This is a genomic window from Candidatus Halobonum tyrrellensis G22 (genome assembly GCF_000495475.1).
GTDB classification, from domain to species: Archaea; Halobacteriota; Halobacteria; order Halobacteriales; family Haloferacaceae; genus Halobonum; species Halobonum tyrrellense.
Genome location: NZ_ASGZ01000033.1, coordinates 1 through 14,777 on the forward strand (window position 1 = coordinate 1; position 14,777 = coordinate 14,777).

At 72.4% G+C, this 14,777-nt stretch carries 18 protein-coding genes; 9 read left to right on the top strand and 9 right to left on the bottom strand.

The window, feature by feature from the left end; translation table 11 throughout:
- Nucleotides 1-317 (bottom strand): hypothetical protein (locus tag K933_RS10015; RefSeq protein ID WP_023394616.1); only part of this gene is annotated, 317 nt, incomplete at its 3' end.
- 53 nt (nucleotides 318-370) lie between these two features.
- Entirely contained in the window at nucleotides 371-1,264 is an 894-nt protein-coding gene (locus tag K933_RS10020; RefSeq protein ID WP_023394617.1) for a cytochrome bc1 complex Rieske iron-sulfur protein, read from the bottom strand.
- A gap of 373 nt (nucleotides 1,265-1,637) precedes the next feature.
- Here K933_RS10020 and K933_RS10025 point away from each other — a divergent pair, with 373 nt between their 5' ends.
- On the top strand, nucleotides 1,638-4,319 hold the full coding sequence (locus K933_RS10025; RefSeq protein WP_023394618.1) for a phosphoenolpyruvate carboxylase: 2,682 nt from the start codon (nucleotides 1,638-1,640) through the stop codon (nucleotides 4,317-4,319).
- A 47-nt stretch (nucleotides 4,320-4,366) separates the two neighbouring features.
- On the opposite strand, the gene K933_RS10030 is transcribed toward K933_RS10025, so the two are convergent.
- A complete protein-coding gene (locus tag K933_RS10030) occupies nucleotides 4,367-4,663 on the bottom strand; it encodes a hypothetical protein (RefSeq protein WP_023394619.1) in 297 nt (98 codons plus the stop codon).
- Nucleotides 4,664-4,763: 100 nt separating this feature from the next.
- Here K933_RS10030 and K933_RS10035 point away from each other — a divergent pair, with 100 nt between their 5' ends.
- Complete coding sequence (locus K933_RS10035; protein ID WP_023394620.1) at nucleotides 4,764-5,762, top strand: DMT family transporter; 999 nt, start codon at nucleotides 4,764-4,766, stop codon at nucleotides 5,760-5,762.
- A gap of 45 nt (nucleotides 5,763-5,807) precedes the next feature.
- On the opposite strand, the gene K933_RS10040 is transcribed toward K933_RS10035, so the two are convergent.
- Nucleotides 5,808-6,614, bottom strand: a complete 807-nt coding sequence (locus tag K933_RS10040; protein ID WP_023394621.1) for an aldo/keto reductase — start codon at nucleotides 6,612-6,614, stop codon at nucleotides 5,808-5,810.
- Between the two features lie 268 nt (nucleotides 6,615-6,882).
- Here K933_RS10040 and K933_RS10045 point away from each other — a divergent pair, with 268 nt between their 5' ends.
- The 4 genes from K933_RS10045 to K933_RS10060 all read left to right on the top strand — a co-directional run bounded on the left by K933_RS10045 (nucleotide 6,883) and on the right by K933_RS10060 (nucleotide 9,349).
- Nucleotides 6,883-7,239 (top strand): DUF5802 family protein, encoded by a 357-nt coding sequence (locus tag K933_RS10045; RefSeq protein WP_023394622.1) that lies wholly within the window; start codon nucleotides 6,883-6,885, stop codon nucleotides 7,237-7,239.
- 155 nt (nucleotides 7,240-7,394) lie between these two features.
- Nucleotides 7,395-7,802: a hypothetical protein gene (locus K933_RS10050; protein WP_023394623.1), complete on the top strand. Its 408-nt coding sequence runs from the start codon at nucleotides 7,395-7,397 to the stop codon at nucleotides 7,800-7,802.
- 109 nt (nucleotides 7,803-7,911) lie between these two features.
- On the top strand, nucleotides 7,912-8,811 hold the full coding sequence (locus K933_RS10055; RefSeq protein WP_023394624.1) for a Vms1/Ankzf1 family peptidyl-tRNA hydrolase: 900 nt from the start codon (nucleotides 7,912-7,914) through the stop codon (nucleotides 8,809-8,811).
- A 61-nt stretch (nucleotides 8,812-8,872) separates the two neighbouring features.
- Nucleotides 8,873-9,349, top strand: coding sequence for a redoxin domain-containing protein (locus tag K933_RS10060; protein ID WP_023394625.1), 477 nt, complete (start codon nucleotides 8,873-8,875; stop codon nucleotides 9,347-9,349).
- A gap of 49 nt (nucleotides 9,350-9,398) precedes the next feature.
- On the opposite strand, the gene K933_RS10065 is transcribed toward K933_RS10060, so the two are convergent.
- Nucleotides 9,399-10,634, bottom strand: coding sequence for a carboxylate--amine ligase (locus tag K933_RS10065; protein WP_023394626.1), 1,236 nt, complete (start codon nucleotides 10,632-10,634; stop codon nucleotides 9,399-9,401).
- A gap of 195 nt (nucleotides 10,635-10,829) precedes the next feature.
- Here K933_RS10065 and K933_RS10070 point away from each other — a divergent pair, with 195 nt between their 5' ends.
- On the top strand, nucleotides 10,830-11,348 hold the full coding sequence (locus K933_RS10070; protein WP_023394627.1) for a DUF5813 family protein: 519 nt from the start codon (nucleotides 10,830-10,832) through the stop codon (nucleotides 11,346-11,348).
- Between the two features lie 67 nt (nucleotides 11,349-11,415).
- On the opposite strand, the gene K933_RS10075 is transcribed toward K933_RS10070, so the two are convergent.
- The 3 genes from K933_RS10075 to K933_RS10085 form a co-directional block, all read right to left on the bottom strand.
- The gene (locus tag K933_RS10075) at nucleotides 11,416-11,943 is read right to left on the bottom strand and encodes a GrpB family protein (protein ID WP_023394628.1); all 528 of its coding nucleotides are present in this window, start codon (nucleotides 11,941-11,943) and stop codon (nucleotides 11,416-11,418) included.
- A 67-nt stretch (nucleotides 11,944-12,010) separates the two neighbouring features.
- Nucleotides 12,011-12,244, bottom strand: a complete 234-nt coding sequence (locus K933_RS10080) for an Lrp/AsnC family transcriptional regulator (protein WP_023394629.1) — start codon at nucleotides 12,242-12,244, stop codon at nucleotides 12,011-12,013.
- A complete protein-coding gene (locus K933_RS10085) occupies nucleotides 12,241-12,939 on the bottom strand; it encodes a potassium channel family protein (RefSeq protein ID WP_023394630.1) in 699 nt (232 codons plus the stop codon). The genes K933_RS10080 and K933_RS10085 overlap by 4 nt, the downstream gene beginning before the upstream one ends.
- A 95-nt stretch (nucleotides 12,940-13,034) precedes the next feature.
- On the opposite strand from K933_RS10085, the gene K933_RS10090 reads away from it, so the two are divergent.
- Both K933_RS10090 and K933_RS10095 read left to right on the top strand, forming a co-directional pair.
- Entirely contained in the window at nucleotides 13,035-13,268 is a 234-nt protein-coding gene (locus K933_RS10090) for an Lrp/AsnC family transcriptional regulator (protein WP_023394631.1), read from the top strand.
- Between the two features lie 60 nt (nucleotides 13,269-13,328).
- Entirely contained in the window at nucleotides 13,329-13,640 is a 312-nt protein-coding gene (locus tag K933_RS10095) for a hypothetical protein (RefSeq protein WP_023394632.1), read from the top strand.
- A 90-nt stretch (nucleotides 13,641-13,730) separates the two neighbouring features.
- Here the strand turns inward: K933_RS10095 and K933_RS10100 are convergent, their stop codons facing one another.
- On the bottom strand, nucleotides 13,731-14,729 hold the full coding sequence (locus K933_RS10100) for a DUF7537 family lipoprotein (protein WP_023394633.1): 999 nt from the start codon (nucleotides 14,727-14,729) through the stop codon (nucleotides 13,731-13,733).
- Between the last annotated feature and the right edge of the window lie 48 nt (nucleotides 14,730-14,777).

Below are 14,777 nucleotides of genomic sequence, written 5' to 3' on the forward strand. Positions count from 1 at the left end.
GGCGCCTCCATCTCGCCGGCGAGGCGCGCGGCGTCGGCCGCCAGCGTCCCGGGGTCGACCCCCGCCTCGGCCGCGACGGTCCGGAGGTGGGCGGCCAGGAGCGTCAGCGCCCGCAAGCGGGTCTGGTCGCCGTCGCCGCCGCGCGCGACGGCCGTCTCCACCTCGCCGCCGCGGACGACGCCGACGTGGACCGCGCGCAGGTCGTCGCCCGCCAACAGCGCACGCGCGTTCGACAGTTCGCGCTCGAAGCCGGCGTCCGCGCCGTCGCCGTCGGCGTCCGACTCCGGGTCGTCGGCGTCGTCGGGGGCGTCGCTCACGGGTCGACGTGACCGCGGCGCGAGAAAAGGCCGTCGGGGACCGCTCGGCTCGGTTACTCGTCGGGGCGCGGCAGCGAGGTGAACACCGTCTCGACGATGCTGAACGGCTCGTACACCGACTGGTGGCACGGGCAGTACACCTCGTTGGCGGCCGCGAACTTGGCCGACGACTCTGTCTGCTTGTAGCCGGGGATACAACAGAAGTGGGTGCACTTGTTGAGCCACGCGATGAACCCCTCGGCGGTCGACGCCTGGAGCCACTCCTGTGTGGCGGCGTCGACCTCGTACGTCTCGCCGTCGGCGCCCGTCGCCCGTCCCGTCTCGGCGAGTTGCTCGATGAGCGGCGAGCGGAGGAGTTGGATCGGGAGGGTGTCCTCCGACTCCTGCGAGCGCCACGTCCCCGTGGCGGGCTTGCCCAGCCCGGGGACGCCGATACCGTTCCCCCACGACTCGTAGTTGTCGAACAGGTCGACGGTGAACCGCTCGCCGCCGCTCATCGCCTCCGACTGCCAGTCGTACGCCGGGCTCTGCCCCGACCGGAAGAAGTTGTCCCCATCGTAGTCGGGGGCGACGTTCGTGTACGTCTGGATGCCGCAGTACTGGAACCACTCGGAGGAGTACGTCTTCCCGCCGAGGTCCATCTCCGCGACCGTGATCTGGGTGTTGTTCTCGGTGACCGTCTTGACCTCGGGCCAGACCCCCTCGACGTAGCCGTCGGAGGTGACCTCCAGCGGGATCTGGGGCATGCCGCGCGGCGCGGGCCCGTCGGTGTTCTCGATGGCCATCGCCCGGGTCGACCCGCCGCCCGTCCCGGGGCTGGTGGTGACGCTGTTGACGGCGGCGGCGCCGCCGGCCCCGACGCCGGCGAGGGCCGCGCCGCCGACGACCCCCTTGACGAACCGGCGACGACCGGACTCGCCGGGATACTTGTCGTCGTTCGCGCTCATTACCGACCCTCCGGTGTGCCGACGCAAAAGCTTGACGAAAGGTCGATCGAAGCGCAGTACCCGGGATCTCGCGGCGTTCGGACGCCCCCTCACACGCCCCCCGCTGTGCCCGTCCCGCGCGACGCTCACGAGCGGTACGTAGCCGCCCGAACCCCTCGTAGCGAACTACTTGACCCGTCGCCGCTCACGCAGCCCTGGCGTCCGCGTGACGGGCGGTCGCCGTTTCGTGTCCACGCCGGCCTCGCGGTTCGTGTCCCGCGCGGCCCCCCTTCGGTTCCGGCCCGCGTTCGCGCCGATCGATCGGTACTCGGGAGTGAGGCAATTTTTCCCCGAACCGGCAACTGTTGAGGCTCCGCGTGTTACTCGTCATCGCATGACTGACGAGGAGCGGACCGTAGAGCGAGACGTACGCGAACTCGGCGCCGACCTCGGGTCGGTCGTCCGCCGACACACGTCCGACGCCGCGTTCGACGCGGTCGAGGACGTGCGCACGGGGTCGATCGACTACCGTCGGGGCGACGCCGACAGCCGGGCGCCCGTCCGGGAGCGGCTGGCGGGGTTGGACCCCGAGACGACCCGGACGGTGGCGCGGGCGTTCGCCACCTACTTCGAACTGGTCAACGTCGCCGAGGAGCGCCAGCGGGTCCGCGCGGTCAGGCAGGGCCGAACCGCGGGGACGCTCGGCGACGGTCTCGACGAGACCGCCGACGCGCTCGCGTCCGTCGACCGCGAGACCGCCGAGCGCGTGCTCGCGGACGTGCGGGTGGTGCCGACGTTCACCGCCCACCCGACCGAGGCGCGCCGGAAGACGGTGAAGGCGAAACTCCGACGGGTGTCGGAGACGCTCGCCGACCTCGACGAGCGACGCCTCACCGACGACGAGGCGGCGGCGCTCGACGGCGGTCTCGGCGCCGAGGTGGCGTCGCTGTGGGCGACCCGGCAGGTCCGCTCGCGCCGCCCCACGCCGTCCGACGAGGCGCGGGACGTGCGGTGGTACCTGGAGGGGACGCTGTTCGACGTGCTCGACGACACGTACGACGCGCTGACCGACGCCGTCGCCGAGGCCCACCCCGACCTGGACGTTCCCTCGGTGCTTGAGTTCCGGTCGTGGGCGGGCAGCGACCGCGACGGCAACCCCCACGTCACGCCCGACGTGACGGCAGAGACGCTCGACGCCCAGCGGGCGGCGGTGCTCGACCGCTACGACGACGCCCTCCGCGACGTCGCGAGCGCCGCCAGCCACGAGGCGAGCCGCCTCGACCACACCGACGTATTCGAGGAGCGCGCCGCCGCCGAGCGGGCGGCGGTGCCGGCCGTCGCCGACCGCCTCGACGAGGAGTACCCCGAGGAGCCGTACCGGCGGTTCGTCAACCTGCTCCGCGCGCGCGTCGACCGGGTCGACGACCTCCGCCCCGGCGGGTTCGACGACGCGGCCGACCTGGAGTCGGCGCTGGCGACGCTCGACTCGGACCTGCGCGCGAACGAGTACGAGTCGGTCGCCGACGAGGCGGTCGAACCGCTCCGGCGGCGCGTCGAGACGTTCGGCTTCTCGCTGGCGGCGCTCGACCTCCGCGACCACCGCGAGAACCACACCGAGACGGTCGCGGCCGTCCTCGACCGCGAGGGGGTCGACTACCACGCGCTCTCGGAGACCGAGCGGGTCGACCTGCTCACCGAGTCCGTCGTCGACGAGTCGGTCGGGACGCTCGACCCGGACGGTCTCGGGGAGACGCCCGCGCGGGTGTGCGACCGCTTCGCGGCGCTCGCCGACTGGCACGCCGAGTACGGCGAGGAGGCGATCGACACCTACTGCATCTCGATGACCGAGGAGCCGTCGCACGTGTTGGAGGTGCTCTACCTCGCGGATCTGGCGGGCGTGGTGTCGCTGCCCGACCACTGCGGGCTGGACGTGGTGCCGCTGCTCGAAACCGCGTCGGCGCTGTCGAACGCCCGCTCCATCTTCGAGACGCTGACCGACAACGAGGCGTACGGCGCCGCCCTCGACGTCCGCGGCGGCGTCCAGGAGGTGATGCTGGGCTACTCCGACTCCAACAAGGAGAACGGCCCGCTGGCGGCGTCGTGGGACCTCCACCGCAACGCCCGGCGGCTGGCGGAGGTGGCCGACGACGTGGGCGTCGAACTCCGGCTGTTCCACGGCCGCGGCGGCTCCATCTCGCGGGGCGGCGGGCCGATGAACGAGGCGCTGCTCGCGCTGCCGACGGAGACGGCGACCGGCGAGGTGAAGTTCACCGAGCAGGGTGAGTCCATCGCCGAGAAGTACGCCAACCCCGACGTGGCCGAACGCGAGTTGGAGCAGATGCTCGACGCGCAGGTCCGCGCGCGCCTCCGCAACCTCACCGGCGACGCGCCCGACGTGCGCGACGAGTGGGTCGACGCGATGGACGCCGCGGGCGAGGCGGCGCGGACGGCGTACCGCGACCTGCTCGACACGGAGGGGTTCGTCTCCTTCTTCGAGACGGTGACGCCCATCGCGGTCATCGAGGACCTCAACATGGGGTCGCGGCCCGCCTCGCGGTCGGGCGAGCGCACGGTCGAGGACCTCCGCGCCATCCCGTGGGTGTTCTCGTGGACGCAGTGTCGCGCCATCCTCCCCGGCTGGTACTCGGTGGCGTCGGGGCTGGACGCATTCCTCGACGACGGCGGCGACGTGGAGACGCTCCGCGAGATGTACGAGTCGTGGCCGTTCTTCCGGACGACCGTCGACCACGTCGCGCTGTCGCTCGCGCGGACGGACCTGGAGATCGTCGACGAGTACGCCGAACTCGCCGACGAGGACCTCCGCGAGCGGTTCCTCCCGCGGATCCGCGCGGAGCACGACCGCGCGGTCGAACTCGTCCGGAGCGTCACCGGCCGCGAGCGACTGCTCCGCCGCGAGTGGCTCGACGAGACGCTCGACCGGCGCAACCCGTACGTCGACCCGCTCAACCTGCTACAGGCGGACCTGCTGAGTCGGGAGAACCGAACCGACGCCGAGGAGCGCGCGCTGCGGCTCACGGTCAAGGGCATCGCCGCCGGGATGAAGAACACGGGGTGAGCGCGGCCGCGCCGGCGCGCGCCCGTCGCGTCGGGTCGCCATCCGCCTCAGGGCCGCAGTCGCTCCGACGCGGCGGCCAGCGTCCCCGACCCGAAGACGGCCGCCGCCGCGGTCAACACCAGTACCGCCAGCGCGCCGCCGAGGAACCCGTCGAGGCTCGCGCCCGCCGCCACGCGGACGAGCAGCCCCCCGAGCAGCGCGAACAGCACCGCCACGCCGAGGACGAGACGCAGCGTCGCCCGCCGCGGCGGCGACCGGTCGGGCGGGCGGTCGGGGTCGGCCCCCTCGGCCCCCCCGGTCGCCCCGGCGCGCTCGGCGTCCGTCGGGTCCTGACCGTCTGACATGGCGGGCTAGACGAGACGGCCCGCCCGTATAACTCTCAGCCGTCCCCGGAGTGAAACTAAATCCGACAGACGCAAGGCGGCCGGGCGGGGAACCCCACCCGTGTCTCTTGGGGGTCGCCGGCGCGCGCTCGTCGCGTTCGCGGGTACCGCACTCACGTTCGGGACGGCGTTCGCGGGGATCAAAGCCGGGTTGGCCGCGGTGCCGCCCGCGCTGTTCGCCGGCGTCCGGTTCGTCGGCGGCGGACTGCTGTTGCTCGGCGTCTGGGGCGCGCTGGGTCGGCTCGACCGGCCGCGCGGCCGCGGCGACTGGTGGGGCGTGCTCGCGGCGGGCGCGTTCCTCGTCTGGCTCAACGGCGTGACGCTGTTCGTCGGCCAGCGGACCGTCACCAGCGCCGCCGCCGCGACGCTGTTCGCGGCGCTGCCGGTGCTCACGCCGCTGTTCGCGCGGGTGGTGCTCGGCGAACGCCTCGGCGCCCGCCGGACGGCCGGGCTGGCCGTCGGGTTCGCCGGGACGCTCGTTGTCGTCGCGCCCGACCCGGGCGCGCTCGCGTCGGTCTCGCCCGGGCGGGCGCTCGTCGGCGTCGCCGTCGTCAGCGCCGCGCTCGGCGGCGTCCTGCTCCGGCGCGCCGCCCCCGCGATGGACAGCGTCTCGCTGACCGGGTGGGCGATGCTGCTCGGCGGGTGCGGGGCGCTCGCGACCAGCCGCGCGCTCGGCGAGTCGTGGACGGTGACGTGGACGCCCGGCGCGGCCGTCGCCGTCGGCTACGTGGTCGCCGTCGCGACGGCGGTGTCGTTCCCGACGTACTTCTGGCTCATCGGGACGGTCGGGCCGACGCGCGCGAACCTCACCTCGTACGTCGTCCCGTTGGTCGCGGCGGTCGCCGGCGCCGTCGCGTTCGGGGAGACGGTGGCGCCGACCACCGCCGCCGGCTTCCTCGTCATCGCAGTCGGGTTCCTCGTGATGGAGTGGGAGACGGTCCGCGAGGCGTTCGGGCGGGGCGACCCCTCGGCGGACGAGGGCGCGGGTTCGGGTGCGCCACCGCCCGGCGGGGGCGGCGCGCCCGCCGACGGCGTCGACGACGTGGGACGCGAGCGGTGACCGCCGACGGGGCGCGAGAGCGCGAGTCCGGCTCCGTGTTCGGCGTTACGCCTCGGCGTCGTTCCACGGCGCCGCGTCGAAGTCGACCAGACGCTCCTCCCGGTCGATGTCGTCGATCCGTTCGACCTCCTCGTCGGTGAGGTCGACGTCGAGGGCCGCGAGGTTGTCGCGGATGTGCTCCTCGCTCGTCGCCTTCGGGATGGCCGCGACGTTCTCCTTGGTGAGCAGCCACGCGATGGACACCTGCGCGGGCGTGGCGTCGTGGGCCTCGGCGACGTCTCGGATCTCGTCGACCTCCGCCACCTCGTTGCGCGCGATGGGCGAGTAGGCGACGAGCCAGTGGTCGTTCTCGACGGCGTACTCGCGGAGTTCCTCCTGTTGGAGCAGCGGGTGACACTCCACCTGGTGGGCGAAGACGGGCGCGTCGAGGTGGTCTCTCGCCTCGTCGAGTTGGTCCGGGCGGAAGTTCGAGAGCCCGATTCGATCGACCACGCCGTCGTCGACCAACTCGTCGAGGGCGCGGCACGTCTCCGCGGCGTCGTACGTGTCGAGCGGCCAGTGGACGTACAGCAGGTCGATGGTGTCGACGCCGAGGCGGGCGGCCGACTCGTGAGCCGTGGCGACCGCGTCGTCGTACGCCAGGTTGCCGGTGTCGAGTTTGGTCGCCACGAACGTGTCGTCCATGTCGGACCCCGACCGCTCGACGCCGCGGCGGACCAGCGCCTCGTTCTGGTACCCCTGTGCGGTGTCGACCATCTCGTAGCCCGCGTCGAGTGCGGTCGCCACGCTCTCGGTACACTGCGTGCCGGGGAGCAGGTACGTCCCCTCGCCGAACCGCTGGAACTCGGCCATGCTCGCGCGTCGGCCGCCGCCGGCGTCAACCCATCGGAACCGGACGTGTCCACCACCCACACCGCCCGGTGGTGTTCCGGCCGCGACACGGCGGACGCAACACACCGCCCTGCGGCGTTCCGGACACGACACACCGGACGCGCCCGCTCGCCCGCCGGACGCCGGTGATTCTCACCGGCGAGAGCCGGGAACGGACGATCCCCACGACTATATAATGTTTTTCGGTAATGCTTAACACGGTAACACGTCTCACGGACTACTGCACAGCATGTTCGAACCGTTTTCGAGCGGATACTACCTCGGGGAGATGTACGTTCAGCCGCGGGCCTCGGACGCGGCGGCGATCAAGCGCGCGGACCACGAGAAGGTCAACGAGCAGTTGTACGCCACCGGCGACGGCGTGGAACGACTCGACAACCCGCTCGTGATGAAGGTGGGCACCCGCCACTTCCCCGTGGTCGCCGACGACGACGTGCCCGGCGGCACGCTCGCGGTCCCGGAGTCGTCGGTGCCCGACGACCTCAAGTTCTCCCTGCCCGACCGCAGGGAGGTGTTCCTCGCGAACGCCGACCGGGCGCGCGACCTGATCCAGTACACGGGCTGGGAGGACGAGGACTACGCCTGAGTCGACGGGCGGGGCGCGGAACGGGTCGACGGGTTCGTTGCCCGGGAGCGGTCCGTATCGCGCCGTCGACCGAGCTATCAACGGGGTTGCGTGTCACCCATCTGTACTTAGTCGTGTTACCATCCCTCCCGCGTCCCTCGGCGGTCTCGGAGGAGATGCGCCGGGGCGCCCTCCTCGGCAGCGTCGGATACAGCCTGGTTCTGATAGTCACGGTGTCCGTGGCGTACTCGCCGCTCTTCTGGGTCGCACTGTTCACCGTTCAGGTCGGCCCGTGGGTGTGGTGGGCGTTGCTCGGCGGCGGGATCGTCGGCGCCACGCTGGGGGTCACGGTCGTCCGGTACGGGCTCCTGTCGCCGGTGCTGGTCGTTGCAGCCGCGTACGTCGTCACCGTCTACCGGATGTGGGAGACGTTGACCTCGCCGCGTCTGTTCCTCCCGGGAACGCCGCTCGACCTGTACGCAGTCGGGTGGCCGGTCCTGCTCGGCGTCGCGCTCGGGTGCGGTCTGGTCGAGCGTCACGTCCGGTCCATCGGTCGGACAGGCAGATCGTCCAACGGCAAGTAACGGGTCGGGCTTCCTCGGCTGACCACGGCGAACGGACACGCTCCCGTGTCGAGTACACGGGTCGCCGTCTTTTTGCCCCGTCGGGTCGCCCCTCGGGGTAGACCACACCATGATCGACCGGCTCCTCGGCCGCGCGTCGCTGAAGGCGCGCATCGACGAGTTGGAGGGGGAGCGCGACTCGGCGGTGGCGCGGATGGAGGCCGAGGAGGAGCGGCGGGCGGAGGCCGCCCGCAAACGCCAGGAGGCCGAAGAGCGGGTCAACCGGCTGGAGGACCGGATCGAGGAGTTGGAGGACCGCATCGACCGCGCGGAGGCCGAGGGGGACGCCGACCTCTCGTATCGGGGGACCGAGACGCTCCGGCGCGACCGCCTCGACGCCGTCCTGCGGAGGCTGGAGAGCGTCGACGCGGGCGCGGAGGGGGCGCTGTCGGCGTTCGTCGCCGCCGACGGCGACGTGCCCGACGAGGCGGCGGCGGCGTTCGGCGACCGGTCGGCGCTGGTCCGCCGCGCCGCGCCGACGCTCGTCTACCGCGACGACGCCGGGCTGGTGTCGTGTGCGCTCCGGCCGCCGCTCGCGCCCGACCCGTTCGCCGAGTGGGCCGACGGGTTCCGCGTCCGCGAGGAGTGGTTCCGGCCGACCGGCCGGTTCGCGTTCGCGCTCGCCCGCGCGGACACGTTCGCGCTCGGCGTCTACGAGGGAACCGAGCGGGTCGCGTTCGAGTCCGTCGAGACGGACGTGATGAACGAACACGACAAGGGCGGCTTCTCGCAGGCGCGGTTCGAGCGCCAGCGCGACGAGCAGATAGCCGCACACGTCGACGACTGTGCCGCGGCGCTCGACGCCGTCGAGGGCGTCGACCGGACCGTCCTCGTGGGCGAGCGGAGCGTGCTCTCGGAGTTGGACGAGTACGCCGACCACACCGCGGGCAGCGACGCGACGGGCGACCCCGAGGAGGCGCTCGCGGACGCGTTCGCCGACTTCTGGACCGCGACGCTCCGGCTGGTGTGAGCCGGCGGCCGGGACGGCGGCCGGAAGCGTGTTGAGTCTCGCGCCCCGAGTCGGGGGACGCATGCCCGACGAAGGTGACGACGCGCCGGACTTCACCGCACCGCTCGTGACCGACGACATCGAGGAGGCGACCCTCTCGGAGCGACTCGACGAGGACGCGCCGGTCGTGCTCGCGTTCTTCCCGGGGGCGTTCACGCCGCCGTGCCGCGAGGAGATGGCGCAGTTCCAGGCGGACATCGACCGCTACCGCGACCTCGGGGCGACGCTGTACGGCGTGAGCGTCGACACGCCGTTCGCCCAACAGGAGTTCAAAGAGCAGGAGGGGTTCGAGTTCGGCATGGTGAGCGACACCAACAAGCAGATCGTCGACGACTACGACGTCCGGATCGACATGGAGGACATCGGCTACTACGGGCTCGCGAACCGCGCGGTCTTCGTCGTCGACGCCGACGGCGAGGTCACCTACAAGTGGGTCGCCGACGACCCCGAGACCCAGCCCGACTTCGACGCCGTCGCGGAGGCGGTCGAGGCGGCCTGAGTCGGCTCACGACGCCCGAATCCCTCGTTTTTCGGCTAGTGCGTCCGGCTCAACAGGAGCAGTAGTACTCCCGGTCCGTGAGTTCCGTCTCGATGACGGCGGCGGTCGGCCCGGGGTCGGAGGGGCGGTAGACGCCCGTCGTCAGCCCCCGCTCCGACTCGAAGGCGCCCGAGACGAGGCTGGTCCACTCCTCGCGGGAGAGCACGTCCCAGAACGTGGGGTCGGTGGTCGCGAGGTTCAGGTAGTCGCGGAGGTACACCCACCGGGCGTCGCGGCGGTCTTCGGGTTCGTACTCGGCGTCGGTGACGCTCGCGTACGCAGCCATCGGGAGGTTCGCCCCCGCCTCGACGGTCATGGAGATCCACTTCCACGGCCGGGTGTTGATGTCGAGGAGGACGTACTCTTCTCGATCCTGGTCGTAGACGAACTCCGACTCGCTGATGCCGTGATACCCGGTCTCTTCGAGCACCGACAGCGCCCGCTCGCGCACCGCGGGCTCGTCGACCGTCTCCACCAGACAGGAGGTGCCGAACCCCCGCGGGAACCGGACCGCGGCGTTGCCGACGACCGCGAGCGGCTCTCCGCCCTCCGGGGGGACGTAGCTGGCGAGCGACGTGTCCGCGCCCGTCTCGACGGGCACCTTCTCCTGGAGCAACACCGTCGCGTCCGCCTCGTCGGCCGCGGCGACGGTGTCGTGGAGTTCGTCGCGGTCCTCTACCTCGATGACGTTGGTGCCGAACGCCTCCTCGAACTTCCGCTTGTGTGCGGGCTTGACCACGAGCGGGAAGCCGAGCGCCTCGGCCGCCTCGTCCACGGGCGTCTCGCCGACCCGGTACGTCTCGGGGTACGGCACGCCCAACTCCTCACAGAGCGCGTAGAGGTTCGCCTTGTCGAGGACGCGCTCTATCCCCTCGGCGTCCGAGAAGGGGCGTCGAACCCCCTCGGGCTCCGTCTCGGCGAACCCGCGGACCCACTCGTCCATGCACGCGAACGCGACACAGTCCGTGCCCGCCGCGTCGGCGACGCGTTCGACGTCCGCGCGGAACCCGTCGGCGTCGTCGAGCGGGTACGTCACCGCGCCCGCGAAGGCGACGGCGTCCGAGGTGGGTGCGACCCCGTCGCCGTTCCGGTCGAGGGCGATCACGGGGACGTCGTGGGCGTCGAGCGCGCGCGCGACGCTCACCCCGGTGATGTGTGCGTTCGCCACCAGCGCCGGCGGGCGGTCGAACGACGCCGCCGCGACGGCGTCGACCAGCCCGTCGGTGTCGTGGAACGTGTCGGCCATGCGCGTCGCTCGCGCCCGCGTGGTTAAAGGCCCGCGTCAGCCGGCGGTCTCTGCCTCCGTCGCGGACTCCGACTCGGACACGGACTCGAACTCGGACGACTGGCGGGCCGGCCGGTCGGCGACGACGGCCCGGCGGGAACCGCTCGACGGCGGGCGAACGGGCGGTTTATCCTCGTTGGGCGCCTCCCTCCGGCCGTGACCGACGGAAACGGAGACGAGTCCGGCGTTCCAGAGCGCGTCCGGCGGGCGGCGCGCGACCACGACGCCCTCGGCGACCCCGCGGGCGGGGGGTTCCCCGTCACGAGCACGCCGTTCGACGGCCGTATCGCGGTCGACGAACGCGACGACGGCCGACTCGCGTTCGACGTGACCGTCCGCGTGCCGACGCTGTCGGCGGTGGCGGTCGACGAGGTGGCCGACGTGGTCGACGAGGGCTGGTACGACACGTTCGAGCGCCGGGTCGCCGACATCGGCGCGGTGACCGAGGGGGACCACGACCTCTCGCCGGCGACCCGCCGCGCGGGCGAGGAGGCGGTCGTCGAGGCGTCGCTCACGGACCTGAACGAGCGGCGGGGCGTCAACGACGCCGTCGCGGTCGTCGACTACGTCGAGGGGACGTACGTGCAGGGCGTCGTCCCGGGCTACGAGTACACCGACCCCGTGGCCGGACTGATCGACCGGGCGCGCGCCGCGGGCGGCAGCGGCGACTACTGAGCGGTCCCGCACCGCCGGTCCGACCGGCCGTCCGACCGAGCGGGTCCCGTCACGTTCGCTCCCGCTCTCAGTCCTCGCGACCGCCGAGCGCCCGCCCCACCACCCGCTCGACGAACTCGCCCTTGCCAGCGGTGTACGACGCGCGGTCGTCGGGGAAGCGGGCGGCCAGACCGCGTTTCAGCCGTTCGTACTCGGCCGCGGTTCGGGGGTCGCGTCGGAGGGCGTCGCGGAACGCCAGTTGCTCCCGGCGGTAGCCGCTCCCCGGTTCGGCGAGCGAGAGGTAGTGCGTCCGGCGCGACGGGGGACCCTTCGCGAGGAAGACGCGGCCGGACACGTCGTCGGGTCGCCGCTCGTAGCCGTTCGCTTCGAGCGTCGCGACGGGGCCGCCCACGTCGTCGAGGTCCGGGACGGTCGCGAGCAGGTCGACGACGGGCTTGGCGGCGAGCCCCTCGACGGCGGTGCTCCCGACGTGTTCGAAACAGCCGACCGCGTCGCCGACCAGCGGGCGGAGCCGGTCGACTTCGCGCTCGTACGCCTCGCGCCACGCCGGCGTCCACTCGCGGAGTTCGACCGTCCCCCGTTCGAGTCCGACCACACCGTCGACGCGCGGGCGAGGCGGGAAAACCGCTCGGGTCGAAGCGTCGGCACGTCGGCGCGTCCGCTCAGTCCATCGCGATGTACGTCCGGGTGTCCTCGACGCCGTCGATGCCCTGGATGCCGTCGGCCGCCACCTCCTTGACCTGCGCGGGACCGTCGACGCGCACCTTCACGACGAAGTCCATGTCGCCGGCGACGATGTGCGCCTCCTCGACCCCCTCGACCCCCCGGATCGCCCCCTTCACGCGGTCGGCCTCGCCGGTGCTGGCTTTCACCATCACGTACGCGGTCACGGTCATCGCTCGGTCCCGGCGGCCGAGGCGAGCGTCGCCGCGGCGTTCTCGCCCACGAGGAGTTGACGCACGTCGCCGAGGACGTCGAAGTCGGCGAGCACCGCCAGTCGGTCGCCCTCCTCCAGCGAGTCGTCCGACAGCGGGATGCCCATCGGCTCGCCGTCCTTCCCGAACGCGAGGATCCGCGCTTGGGCGGGCAGCGACACCTCGCTCAGCGTGTACCCCCGCATCGGCGACTCCGCGGTGATGGTAAACAGGAGCACCTGCAGGTGTTCGGCGATGTCGGCGATGGCGCGGATGTTCCCGCCCAGCAGGGCGTTCTTCGCACCGATGGCGCCCAGCCGCTCGGGGTAGATGATCTCGTCCACCTCGTCGGCGTACTTCGTGTATATCTCCTCGCGGTAGTCCTCGTCGATGCGCATCACGGTCCGGCAGCCGTAGTGGTCGGCGATCATGCACGCCGCGAAGTTGGCGTTGAGGTCGCCCGTGAGCGCGCCGACGGCGTCCGCCGCCTCGACGCCCGCCTCGACGAGCGTCTCCTCGCGGGAGCCGTCGCCCTCGAACACGGTGAAGCCGGCGTCGCGGGCGCGGTCGGCCCGCTCGCCGTCGCCCTCGACGACGGTCACCTCGTGACCCTCCTCGTGGAGGACCCGCGCCGTGCGGAGACCGACGCGACCCGCTCCGATGACGATGAATCGCATGTGGTATGGTATAGCTACCCGAGGAAATAACTGTATCTCCGCGCTGGCGCCGCGGCGACGACAGCGTTTTATCGTGGTACACGGTACCATACGGTATGGTTCGCGCGTTCGTGATGGTGAAGACCGCCCCGGGAACCGTCGGGCGCGTCGCCGAGGCGGTTCGGGGGCTGGACGCGGTGGGCGAGGCACACGTCGTCGCCGGCGACTACGACCTGGTCGCGGAGGTGGAGGCGGCCGAGATGTACGACGTGCTCGACACCGTCGCCAACGACGTCCGGTCGCTCGACGGCGTGACCGACACGAAGACGTACGTCTCGATGGACGGGTAGCCGCGCCCCACGGAGGGGTCGCTCCGACAGGTCAAAGGTCGTGAGGAGCCAACCGTCCGCATGGCTTCGCTGGTCGCGCTCGGACTCACCGCGGCGGTGCTCGTGGTGCACACGCTCGTCGCGGCGGTGCTCGCGCGCTTCTTCCGTATCCGGCTGAACACCCAGTGGGGGTGGGTCGTCTACAGCCTCGCGCTCATCCCGGTCGTCCTCACGGCGACGACCATCCTCGCGGGGGCGGTCATCCCGCCGCTGTTCGACGGCGCGCCGCTGCTGCTCGCGACGTTCGTCGGTCTCCCGATGGCGCTCGGGTTCACCGTCGACCTGCTGTACGTCCCGGCGCCCGACGAGTACGACCTCCCCGAGGCGAACTGACCGGTCGAACCGCTCGGTCCCCGCCGGTCCGACCGCCCGTCGGGGGTCGCGCCCGCTCGCGAACGCGGCGGAGGCGAGTCGGTCCCCGGGCTACCCGCTCGCGGTCCCGGTCGGTACGGTTCCGTTCGGCGCCGTCACCGTTCCGTTCGGCGCCGTCGGAGTCTCGTTCTGTGCCGTCGCCGTTCCGTTCGGCGCGGGTCCGCCGGTCGTACCGCCCGCGAGCGCACGCTCCACCCACCCCGGCCGTCCGACCGCGGTGTTCCCGACGTCGGCGACGCGGAAGGCGTCCGTCACCACCGCCTCTTGGCCGAACTGCGTGGTCTGGTAGGTGAGCCGGTAGGCGACGACTCGGCCGTCGGGCGCGACCAGCAGCCGGACGTCGACCGAGCGCCACGACGGCAGGTCCTGACCGGTGGACGGTCGCTCGCGGGCGACCCGTCCCGGGCGCGCTTCGAGCACCGCGAGCCGTCGGCCGTCGTCGGTGACGGTGCCCGCGAACCGGGGGTCGAGCGTCCGCAGCAGCGACCGGAGCCGGTCGCTCCCGTCCGAGTCGACCCCCGCCGGGCGCTCGCCGGCCACCACGGTCAGGTTCGTGGTCGCGTTCTGCCGCAGGTCGCGCCCGACCGTCACCGAGCCGTTCGTCCAGTACGTCGTCGTCCGCACCTGGTCGTTGCCCCAGTGGGACCGCACCGAGACGAGACGGCGGTCGGCGTCGGCGGTCGGGCTCCCGGCGCCGAGTCCCGCGTCGGGGTCGACCCGGACGCGGAGCGACTCGTTGACGATCCCCCGCCCGTTCCGGCGGGTCACCGCGCGGTGGCGGACCGTCGTGAACGACCGGTTCGACAGCGACGCCCGGTGGGCGGCGACCAACCGCTCGGCGTCGACGGCGTCGGCGGTCACCCCCGGCGGGAGTCCGCCGGCCGGCGTCGACACCGGGGTCGGCGTCGGGGAGGGGGTCGGCGTCCCGCGGAGGGCCGGGTTCACCGTCCGCGGTCCGGCGTCGTCGGCGGCGCCGAGGGCGTCGAAACCGCTACACCCGGCGGTGGCGAGGAGGATGGCGACCGCCAGCGCCGCGAGTTGCGCTCGCATGCGGAAGGTGTCACGCTACGAGGTCATAAGCGTGAGCGCGGGCGGTCG